The organism is Anaerocolumna sp. AGMB13025 (assembly GCF_029689925.1).
Lineage (GTDB): Bacteria > Bacillota > Clostridia > Lachnospirales > Lachnospiraceae > Anaerocolumna.
Window position 1 is genome coordinate 6,624,126 of sequence record NZ_CP121445.1, and the last position, 11,483, is coordinate 6,635,608.

An 11,483-nucleotide genomic window follows, 5' to 3' on the forward strand; every position below is an offset into this window, starting at 1 on the left:
GATATATTTTCACCAGAAATGATAGTTTTATTCATTGATAAAAATGTAGAAACAAAAATCTATCAAAAAACATTCTTCTTTTTCCCAGTTTTTCCTCCAAATTATTCTGTAACTGCCTGGAAAAGTCCATAACTGCATTAAGTTCGTCTGATTTAACCTCATATTCTCCGTATCTGACCTTCATAAAGACTGTTGCAACGTCTAAAAAACTAGTCTGATGAAAAGAAATTTTATCACCGATTCTTCCCGCATAGGTAAGCAGTGTCTCTTCTTTCGACAGCAAAAAGCCTTCCTTTTCCAGATAGTGAAGTATGAAAGCCATGACCAGGAATAATTTTAAATCATTCGCAGCATGATCAAACCTCTTATTGTATTTTCTAACTAATATTCCGTAATAAATAAAAATAATACAAATAAATAAAATTAAAATACCTGCGATCAAACCGGCTCCCTGTAGGATGTGAATTCCACGTTCCAGCCCATAACTGCCAAGATCACCGTCCACCGTATTAAACTCCTGGTAAGATGGCGGCACGGAAGGAGTTAAATTAACGGGTGCTGTCACCTTCTCCGAATCTGATACGGTTCCATACTCTTTCCAGGGAGTGTATCTTGCTCCGTAAAAGGCAGGTGTAGGCTCAAAAGGAATCCAGCCGACTCCGTCTATATAAGCCTCCACCCAGGAATGTGCATTATTACTTAAGACATTATAGGTATTGATTCCATCCTTGTTTCTGTAATCCACCAGGAATCCCTCCACATACCGGGTAGGAATCCCGACACACCTGGCCATTACTCCAAAGGCTGAAGCAAAATAGGTACAATAGCCTTTTTGCTGTTCAAATAGGAAATAATCAACAAAATCTTTTCCCTTTGGTGTCTTCTCCACTCTGGTCGTATAAGGCAGGGTATTTAAATACGTTTCCAGTGCTTTTAGCTTATCATAATTGTTATCATATCCCCTGGTCAGTTTATCGGCAAGGCTCTTTACCCTGGCAGGTAGCGTATCCGGAAGCGTAGTATACACTTTCTTAATTTCTGCCTGCCGCCTGATTAAAGCCTTCCTAAGACCTTGCAGATCAAAGTCCGCCCCCAGGGCATTATAATCAAAGATTTCTCCTGCTGTTTTATTAAGATCCTCCAAAGAAACTAAAAAGTCAGAGCTGTTTCCCTCCCTTAACAGCTGTTTTAGGACTTCATTATTCAGATTAAGTTCATAATACTGGACTTCATAATTCGTACCGATTCCTTTGGCCCTATCAAAGAGAAACGCCCCCTGTTCTGTTTCACCGTACTTTAATTTCTTACTTAGATTCATAGAAAATGTTTTTAAAGGATAAAATAGAGATCTGGTCCTGATGTCATAATATTCAATATCATAACTTCTTCGCTTTATCACATTGGACAAATCACCCCCTGCCTCTTCCACTCTGGTAAAAGCGGCAAGCAGTTCATAAAAATCATAATAATAATCTGCTTTTTCAAACTCCACTTTTCGCCCACTTCTTACCCAACGTCTACCGGTATAGGTATCACCTATGGAACCGATTAAATACCCTCTGGAGGTACTTTTATTCTGGGTGCTTACTTTTAGGGCTGTTTCCTTATTGATATCAAGTTCACCCCCAAGCTCCGTATCTTCTTCTGAATAGCCGGAAAAATTTAAGGTAAACTCTTTTCCGGTACGGTCGAAAAAGTATTCAAACTGAGTCATTAAGATGGAGCCTCTTTCCTCTGCTTTTTGTAGTAAGAGTTTTACACTCTTCCACTGAATCGGTTCAGGCTTTGACGGCAGGGATACCGAAAGTAAAGCAATGATAATGCAGGCTGGTGCCAAATAAACCGTGGCAATGCTATTATTTACGGTATTGCCGCTTTTATAAAAAATTCTGCCGCAGACTTGTGCTAATACCATAAGAGAATAAAAAATAACGATTCCTACGGTTATCTTTGGAATATCAACTTCATTAACAGCTGAAATCATAAGCAGCAAAAGGAGTACAAGGGCTGTAAGGACTTTCACATTTTTAAAACCTTGGAGGAGATACATTATTATGCTGCATAATAACAGAATGCCGGCTGTTACTGCAAACGCATTGTAAAATACATACAGCGCTTCCTCTCCGTTATAAATAAGGCACCACTGATATACGCTTTGGATTCCTTTTATATAGTCTGCTTTTAATATTATACTGATAAAAACTCCACAAAGGAGAAACCCGGGCAGTAAAATGAGGGTAAGCAGGCTTTTTTTATACTGGTCAAGAAAATATATCAGCCCAAGGAATATAACTGTAAATACCACCAGCACCAGAAAATGAATTCTTAAGTGAAATAAATTATTAAAATAAGATCCCAGGGCAAGGGTAAGCAAAAAACTGTCCGTAACCGCTAGTCTTTTGGTTACGGCGGTATGAGTCTTTATTTCATGCATTTAATACCTCCCCGATTTCATCCTCTCTGGTTATAAGCTTGATGACAATGCCTGATTGTTTCAGGCTTTTAATAATATCCTCTTCCTCTGGGGCGATTTCATCTTTTATCAGCAGCAGGGATAAATCACTGCCATTTTCACAGATCCAAAGCATGGTCTTATAAAGGTCAAAAGTAAGTTCGTGGGTAATCAACATGTAAAAGTCCGCAGCTTCTTCATAAATCTGAATGCTGCTTAACAGTTCCTCCAAAGAAACCTGTGACTGAAAATGCAGTTCCATGGTGGTCTGGTAGAAAAGTTCAAAATCCGCCTTGCTCCTTACCGAAACCGCTTTAACCCCGGACTGTTCATAATAAATCTTAACCCTGGTATTGTTATCCTTGCAATAATTTGCAATAGCAAGCCCGCTTTCAATAATCTGATCTTCGGTAATCAGAGTGGACAGTGTGTCCTCATGTATACGCTTTAAGTCCATCAGGATAATAATCTCTGATTTGGGATTGCTGATATTTTTTCTGCTGAATAACTCGTTTCTTTTCGCGCTTACTTTCCAGTGAATCTGTTTTCTACTGTCACCGCTGTTATATCTCCTGGTTTCTATGTCCATGGCATCGGTTTCTGCATTACGCAGATAGGGTGAATTCTTGGTATCCTTTAGAGCCGGTACAAATCCAATCCTTGGGATTTGGATGACTCTTGGCAAAACAGTTACCTTTAGTTTAGATGAGACAGGGTAGGTGATTTTGAATAAATACAGATAATCAATAATATCCACCGTATTCGCCCCCACATAATATTCTCCCCGATAGTTACAGCGCAGATTCGTCCTAAGGGTCTCTGACTGACTTGGCAGCAGACAGTATTCTTTTATGTCCTGGACATCGGTTATGGTGGATTTATCATGAAGGAAATTAACTTTAATACTCCGAAAGGTTATATAATCTTCATTGGCTAAGGTAAAGGAATAAGGAACTAAATCTCCTTTTACCACTACTCTTTGACCTATCTCCTGAAAGATACGAAAACGCACGTAAACATAAAAAGTATAACTTAAAGATACCACTGGAATAAATAGGCTCATATAAAAAAGTGCATAGGAAACATTCCCGCCGTAAAAACTGGCGAAAACGCCCGAGGCTATAATAAATATCAATAATAGGATACGGTTAATAAGCATATGGATTCCTTCCTGCCTGGGGCACCTTAAACTATAAAGCAGGCAGTATGGGAACCTGGGCTAAGGCAATAATCTTATCGAGGATTTTTTCAGCGGTCAGCTTATTTAATCTGGCCTCCGGAGATAGTATCAGCCTGTGGGTGATAACCGGATGGATTACTTTTAATATATCATCCGGAATACAATAATCCCGGTCGGCATAATAAGCTGCGGCCTGGGAAGCCCGGATAAGGGCAAGTGTAGCCCTGGGGCTGGCACCAAGAGCAATACCTGGATTATTTCTGGTACTATCCATTATTCCAATAATATAAGAAATCAAATCTTTATGTATTTTAACGGTCTTAACTTCTTCCTGAAGGGCAGATACGGTCTTGCCGTCGGTTACTGGTTCCAGAGACTTTAAGGGACTCTGCTTAAGATAAAAATCTGCCATACGCTTTTCATCTGCCACGCTTGGATATCCAATGGATAATTTCATAAGAAACCGGTCTAACTGTGCCTCCGGAAGATTATAAGTACCCAGATAATCAATGGGATTCTGGGTGGCAATTACCATAAACGGACTGGGCAGAGGATACGTCCTGCCATCCACACTAATCTGTTTTTCCTCCATAGCTTCCAATAAACTAGCCTGGGTCTTAGGTGAAGTCCTGTTAACTTCGTCTGCCAGTATAATATGATTCATAATGGCTCCCGGCGTAAACTCAAACTGACCCGACTGCATATTGTAAACCGACACCCCGGTGATATCACTGGGCAATGTATCCGGGGTAAACTGAATCCGGTTAAAGCCGCAGTCAATTGACTTTGCTATGGCATTTGCCAAAGTAGTTTTCCCGACACCAGGCACATCCTCTAATAAAAGATGCCCCTCTGAGAGCAAAACTATCATGGCATATTCAATCACCTCTCTCTTGCCTACAATAACTTTTTCAATATTTCTTACAATTTCCCCTAATACCTTCTGTTTCTGCATAAAACCTCCCATAATTTTATATTTAACTTTTGCTGCCCTTCTTCACTGTCAGAAACCTGTTATTATCGCATAATCTTTAACTATGCTTAATCATATCTCCTATTTATCTCCTATTTATTTACCATTTAACTCCTATCCAATCGATATACTTATTTTATTTGTAAACCGTTTCACTTTAACCTGTCTTTTCACGGCATAACTTAACTGTATTATACTTCTATCATAACATCTCTTTCCTATTTGTCAATTACTTCCACACAGCCCTATACCAGACATCCGATGCAAGATAACACAATCTTACCAGTTCGAATCAAAATCCCAGGGGTTAAATCCTCTTACGGGTTTGTGGTCTCGTTATACGTACAAAATAGGACTGCTGCAAAATATCAGATACCAACCTGGACATAGAATAAGGATTATATTTTGAAATACTATCTATAAAATATTTCAATAATATAATCCTTATTTTATGCCAGATCATTTAGTCTTATGGTCTGAAAAACCAATTTAGAGCTTAAACTGCTCCACCGCTACCGTTAACTTGTATGACAAGTCCTTTAATTCTCCGGAATGGGTTGAAACCTCCTCCATCTGAGCCAGCTGTTCCTGTGAAGAAGCAGAAACCTCCTCGGCAGCCGCTGAGGTCTGCTGGGTAGACGCTGAGATACTGCCCATGATATCAACAATTTCGTCCTTTCTATCCTTCATAGAAGTACTTTCTGAATTGATTTCGTTCACATAGTGAAGAACTTCCTTTAAGGAACTAGAAATCTGGGTAAAAGCATGTTTGGTATCGTTAACAGCCGTATTTTGCTCCTGTGCTACTTCACGTACCAGCTCCATGGTACTTACAGAAGAATTGGAATACGTATGGATTTCAGCTATGATTTCTTTAATTTCACCAACTGCATTACCGGATTGTTCCGCAAGCTTTCTGATTTCTTCCGCAACTACGGCAAAGCCTTTTCCTGCTTCACCGGCTCTGGCCGCCTCAATGGAAGCGTTTAAGGCTAAAAGATTCGTCTGCTGTGAGATTTGAGTTATGGTCTCAGTAATAACATTAATTTTCTTACTGCTTTCACTGACCTTACCGATTACTTCACTGATTTCTTTGGTTGCTTCATTATTTTTCTGAGTGGATTCCGTTAATTTTTCAACTGCAAGGAGACCCGCATCACTTAGTTTATTGGTGGCATCCGTTGTTTTATTCATTACCTCGGCAGAGTCTGCTACTGCTTCGATACTGTCCGAAAGGAGATTTACCTTGCCTACCGCACTTTGGGTATCGGCGGCTTCTTCCCCTACTGCAAGAGCCACTTCATTCATTGTAGTCGCTACTTCATTGATTGCCCGTTTCGTTTCCTCCGTAATAGTAGCAAGGGAGTCAGAGAAGTTCATAACCGTTTCAGAGGAATCTTTCATGGTACCTAGAAGGGATTTCATATTCTTTAACATTAGATTAAACGACTCTGCCAGAATACCCGTCTCATCCTTATTCGTAACCTTAAGTTCGAAAAGCTGTAAGTTACCCTGGGACACTTCCTTTAAGTTGCTGCTGATTTTATTAATAGGCGCGGCGATATGCCTTGAAAATAAAATAATGACAGCAAGACCGATTAGGATAGAGACGATTATTATAGTTACTAACACTTGTAAGATTTCAGCAGAACCTGCATTATAGTCCGACATATAAGCTCCGGCAGATACAATCCAGCCCCAGTTCGGGTCCTGTTCCTGATAGGATATTTTCTCTCCTAACTTCTCTGTATTTGGAAGGGTCCAGGTGTAGAATACGAAGCCTCCTCCGTTTTTCGCAGCCTTAATCTGTTCCTGTACCAGTTTAAAACCATTTCCGCTTTTATCCTCCACATCCCAGACGTTCTTGCCTTCTAAAGAGGGATGGGCAACCTCCAGACCCGCCTCATCGTAAACAATGAAATAACCATTCTTACCCAGGTCAATATTCTTATTGATCGTCCGCTTTCCTTCGCTGTCCTTTTCACCCAACAGGTATGCCTTAACTTCTTCCTGGGCCTCTTCTAGGGATTTGCTTCCGGCTGAGACTTCCTTTTGTTTTGCTTCAATTAACTGGAGTGCCTGGCGTACGCTGTTCTTTAGGATTATTTCCCCTTTCTTATCCAGTTCGGACTTTGCAATCTGATAGTTTACAAGTCCTGCTGCCAGCAGCGGGATAATTAAGAGCAGCGTGGTCATTAGAATAAGTTTAGTACGAATCGTAGTCCGTACCTGCCGTTTTGCTTTCGTTTTCATCTTTTGTGTTCTCCGATTCATTTTTTAGTTCGTAACTGTCACCTTATTAAGATGCCATATATCCCTGACATATTCGAGTATGGTTCTATCCGATGAGAATTTACCGCACTTTGCCGTATTTAAAAGGGCTGATTTTGCCCAGTTCTCCTTGTTAGCATATGCCTGTTCCACCTTTTTCTGAGCCTCCTCGTAAGCCCTGAAATCCTTTAAAATAAAATACTGATCTGCCGGTTCTCCTCCCCTTGGCTCTAATAAGGACTGATAAAGCTCCCTAAACAGCTCCTTATTTTCCCCGGTATACTGCCCATTTATCAACTGATCCACAACCATTTTAATTTCCTCATCCGTATCATAAATATCCTTTGAATGATAGCTCCCGGATTGTTGGCAGCTTATTACCTCATCAGAGCTTAATCCAAATATAAAGGCATTGGAAAGACCTACTTCCTCCACAATTTCCACATTGGCACCGTCCATGGTCCCAAGGGTCAATGCTCCATTTAACATAAATTTCATATTACCGGTTCCAGAAGCTTCCTTACTGGCCGTTGAAATCTGCTCGGAAACATCCGCTGCCGCAAATAAAAGCTCAGCATTTGAAACCCGGTAATTTTCTATAAATACTACTTTGATTTTATCATGGATGGCTTTATCCTTATTGATTACTTCTGCCACGCTGTTAATTAACTTAATGATGGCTTTCGCTCTGCTGTAACCGGCAGAAGCTTTTGCTCCGAAGATAAAGGTCCTTTTTGTAAACTCCATTTCGGGATTTTTCTTAAGTTTATTATAAAGATGCATAACGTGGAGAATATTAAGGAGCTGGCGTTTATATTCATGAAGCCGTTTCACCTGGATATCAAAAATGGAATCAGGGTCTACCTCGATACCATTATGTATTTTGATATATTCGGCAAGCCGCAGCTTGTTCTGATATTTAATCTCCATAAATTCCTTAAGGCTTTTTTCCTCTTCTGCTAATGGGCTTAGTTGGTTTATACAGGACAAATCAGTAATCCAGCCATCACCGATTTTATCGGTTACCCAGGCGGCTAAGAGCGGATTACCATGAAGTAAAAACCTCCGCTGGGTGATACCATTGGTTTTATTATTGAATTTGTAAGGGTACATCTGATAAAAATCTTTCAGCTCCTGATTCTTAAGTATCTCCGTATGAAGTTTGGCCACACCGTTAACAGAAAAGCTGCTTATAATAGCCAAATGTGCCATTCTGACCTGCCCGTTATAAAGCACCGCCATTTTCTCTGCTTTCGTAGAATCATCAGGGTAGCGCATACGTACCTCAATTAAAAACCGTCGGTTAATTTCCTCAACAATCTGATAGATTCTTGGCAGCAGTTTAGAGAATAAATCAATGGGCCATTTTTCCAAAGCCTCCGACATAATGGTATGATTCGTATAAGCACAGGTTTTACCGGTAACTTCCCAGGCTTCCTCCCAGCTAAGAGAATATTCATCCAGTAAGATACGCATCAGCTCTGCCACGGTAACCGTAGGATGGGTATCATTTAGCTGAAAACATACCTTCTCGTGGAGTTTTCTAATCTCCGTATGATTTTCCATATATTTAAGAACTGCCCGCTGTACACTTGCCGATACGAAGAAATACTGCTGTTTTAACCTTAACTCCTTACCGGCATAGTGATTGTCATTAGGATAAAGCACTTCGCAGATGGTTCTTGCCAGATTCTCCTGTTCCACTGCCTTTTCATAATCCCCTTTATCAAAGGAATCCAGATTAAAGGTATTAATTGCCTCCGCATCCCAAATCCGAAGGGTATTTACAATATGATTGCCGTAACCTATGACCGGCATATCATAAGGAACAGCCAGTACGGACTGATAATTTTCCTGTATGAAGCGGTCTCTTCCCAATTCATCCCGTATCATACGTACATAGCCCCCGAATTTTATTTCTGCAGAATATTCGGGACGTTTGATTTCAAAAGGATTGCCATTTTTTAACCAGTTATCCGGCACCTCTACCTGAAAGCCATTCTCAATTTTTTGTTCAAACATACCGTATTTATACCGGATGCCACAGCCATACGCCGGGTAACCCAGTGTAGATAAGGAGTCCAGAAAACAAGCCGCCAGACGTCCAAGACCTCCGTTGCCAAGAGCCGCATCCGGTTCCTCGTCTTCAACTGCATTCAGGTCAAACCCTAACTCCTCCAAAGCCTCTCTAATCTCTTTATCTGCTTTCAGATTAATAATAAGATTTCCAAGGGCCCTGCCCATAAGAAATTCCATGGATAAATAATATACGGTTTTTACATCTTCCTCTTCGTATACCTTATGGGTAGTCATCCAATCCCCAATGATGAGATTCTTAACCGTATAAGCCACACCCTGAAAAATCTGCTGTTTTGTAGCTTCCTCCAGGCTTTTTCGAAATAACAGCTTAACATAACCTTCTACATTATTCTTAAATTCTTCTTTATCAAAAGACTGCATAAAACTCCCATCTGTGCGCTTTAGCGCACCTTATAATCAGGATGTTGAAAAACGATTTTTGGTTTTTCAACTTAAACTCCCGTCCGTGCGCTTTAGCGCACTTTAAAATCAAGATGTTGAAAAACGATTCTTGGTTTTTCAACTTACTCCCATCCGTGCGCTTTTAGCGCACTTTAAAATCAAGATGTTGAAAAAATCTCCTTTCGTCATTATCCCTTATAATTCTACATTATATAATAATATTTCCATTATATCTTATGTACCCAATAATATACAAGTGGCTGTCTTACTAATTTATAAACAAATAATACAGGTAGACTTTAGCTATAAACCGAAACCGCGCTGGTACTGACGTAAAGTGTGCATCTATACTTGCAATTATATACTTATTAGGGATATTTTCCATTCATTTTTTAATTACCCCTTTTTTCATAGAATTTATTCCTATTGTGACACTTTTTTTATCTGACCTCGAAACAATAAACCCACGCTTCCCAAGGTATTCATAAGATCCGCTTCCATATAAGAATAATATTGATATAATGCGCTATTTTCTATAGAACAAAGAGTCTGCCTCGCCAGACTCTAGCGCTGACGCGCTGTCACGACAGTGACAATCTTCCTTAAGTGCGTCACGCGCATCCTGCCTGGAAGGCTTTTTAATTTATAGGTAAGTTCTTAGAACTTTCCGATAAATTAAAAAAGACAGCCAATAAAGACTGTCTCTCATAAATTAACTTATTCGGTTTTTTCTCTGGCAAGTCTTGCATTTACAAAACCAATCTTATACCAGGCAGCTTTATCCGTTATTCCGGTTATGGGCAGGTTAAAGATTTCCTGAAATTTACTTACTGCTGCTTCCGTACCCTGATCGTACAATCCGTCCGCCATTGTCTTAGGTATTGCCGGATAGGCTATTGCAATGGCATTTAACTGATTCTGAATAATGGTTACTGCATCTTTGGAGGATCCGATGGTTAAATTGGTCCCGGGCCAGTTGACCTCTATCCCTTCTATATTATCAGTTGAGTTTATATATAAGTCATTTCCATAGAATTCATGCAGTATGTGGGTCGCCGTATATCCCTCATCACCCAAAAATTTTGCCTCCCATAGGGATAACATCCTGGGGCATATGGCAAGTTCGCCCTTACATAATTGGGTCAGTATTGGCTGTAGGATGTCAGGTCTTGATAAATAGTTGTTAAAGATATCATCCACTGCCATACTTATATTGGTATAGATGTTTCTTCCATATAGCCACTTGTGGTCAAAGGCAACCGTAGATGTGATATCAAACGAATATCCCTGCCTGGGGTACCAGTTTGTATAGACCCGGTTTAAGGAAAAAGATAGAATTGATAAAATACTGGCATAAATAGTTTCTAAAGGCCAGGTTGCAAATAAGGTACTGGATACCACATTTTTAATAAAAGACGGATATTCCACTCTGTAATTAAGTGCTGTGATATTAGAGGGAATTGCATCATGGACAGTAATGAACTCTGGTATTACTACTGCTTTATCCTCCTGTCCGGGAGGCATCGGTTTTATCTCAGCCTCGTAAACCTTTGGGGTATAGGTTCCTATCAGGTAATTGTCATCAATTGGAATAACCTGCATAGAATCCATACCCGCCCTAAAAGGTGTCATTTTTACAGGCTGTATGGATTTAACAAAAGGCAGTATTTGGGCACTGTCTATCCTAACCGTCTGATACCCTTCTGCCAAAACCATAACCGGATATTCTAAATAAGGCATATCCCTGGTAGGCTCCAGGCTGTATTCCAAAGGCGGTGAAACAAGTTCAATTTCTATTGTTTTCCCTGATATGTCCGTAGTAAGAGTTTCTATTGCCATAGTCAGGTTATCTTTTTGATATATTTGAATGAGCGCACCCTCAATGGGATATGAGGTTGTCAGGTCTACTACCTGTACCTGTAATATTCCATAGTTTCTTACTCCTAACTGGGCAGGATATAAAATTTTTTTGTTAAAAGGCATACCGTCACCATTATGTGTTGCATAAAAAAACTATGCATATATTTATTGTTATATATGCACCACTTATCCGAAAAATAACTAAAGTATTACATGTATTACAAGTACCAGCCATTATCGGTACCAGCCACTATCGGTACCAAACC

Annotated in this window: 6 protein-coding genes; all 6 read right to left on the minus strand. The window is 39.9% G+C overall.

The annotated features are described in order from the left end of the window. Positions 1-31: 31 nt before the first annotated feature. Positions 32-2,434, minus strand: coding sequence for a transglutaminase-like domain-containing protein (locus QA584_RS27790; protein ID WP_278272346.1), 2,403 nt, complete (start codon positions 2,432-2,434; stop codon positions 32-34). Further along, the gene (locus QA584_RS27795; RefSeq protein WP_278272347.1) at positions 2,427-3,611 is read right to left on the minus strand and encodes a DUF58 domain-containing protein; all 1,185 of its coding nucleotides are present in this window, start codon (positions 3,609-3,611) and stop codon (positions 2,427-2,429) included. The genes QA584_RS27790 and QA584_RS27795 overlap by 8 nt, the downstream gene beginning before the upstream one ends. A gap of 31 nt (positions 3,612-3,642) precedes the next feature. Continuing rightward, positions 3,643-4,587 (minus strand): AAA family ATPase, encoded by a 945-nt coding sequence (locus QA584_RS27800; RefSeq protein ID WP_278272348.1) that lies wholly within the window; start codon positions 4,585-4,587, stop codon positions 3,643-3,645. 507 nt (positions 4,588-5,094) lie between these two features. Then, positions 5,095-6,858, minus strand: a complete 1,764-nt coding sequence (locus QA584_RS27805) for a methyl-accepting chemotaxis protein (RefSeq protein ID WP_278272349.1) — start codon at positions 6,856-6,858, stop codon at positions 5,095-5,097. 24 nt (positions 6,859-6,882) lie between these two features. Further along, positions 6,883-9,336, minus strand: a complete 2,454-nt coding sequence (locus QA584_RS27810) for a glycogen/starch/alpha-glucan phosphorylase (RefSeq protein WP_278272350.1) — start codon at positions 9,334-9,336, stop codon at positions 6,883-6,885. Positions 9,337-10,074: 738 nt separating this feature from the next. Continuing rightward, positions 10,075-11,340: a peptidoglycan-binding domain-containing protein gene (locus QA584_RS27815; protein WP_278272351.1), complete on the minus strand. Its 1,266-nt coding sequence runs from the start codon at positions 11,338-11,340 to the stop codon at positions 10,075-10,077. Positions 11,341-11,483 lie beyond the last annotated feature (143 nt).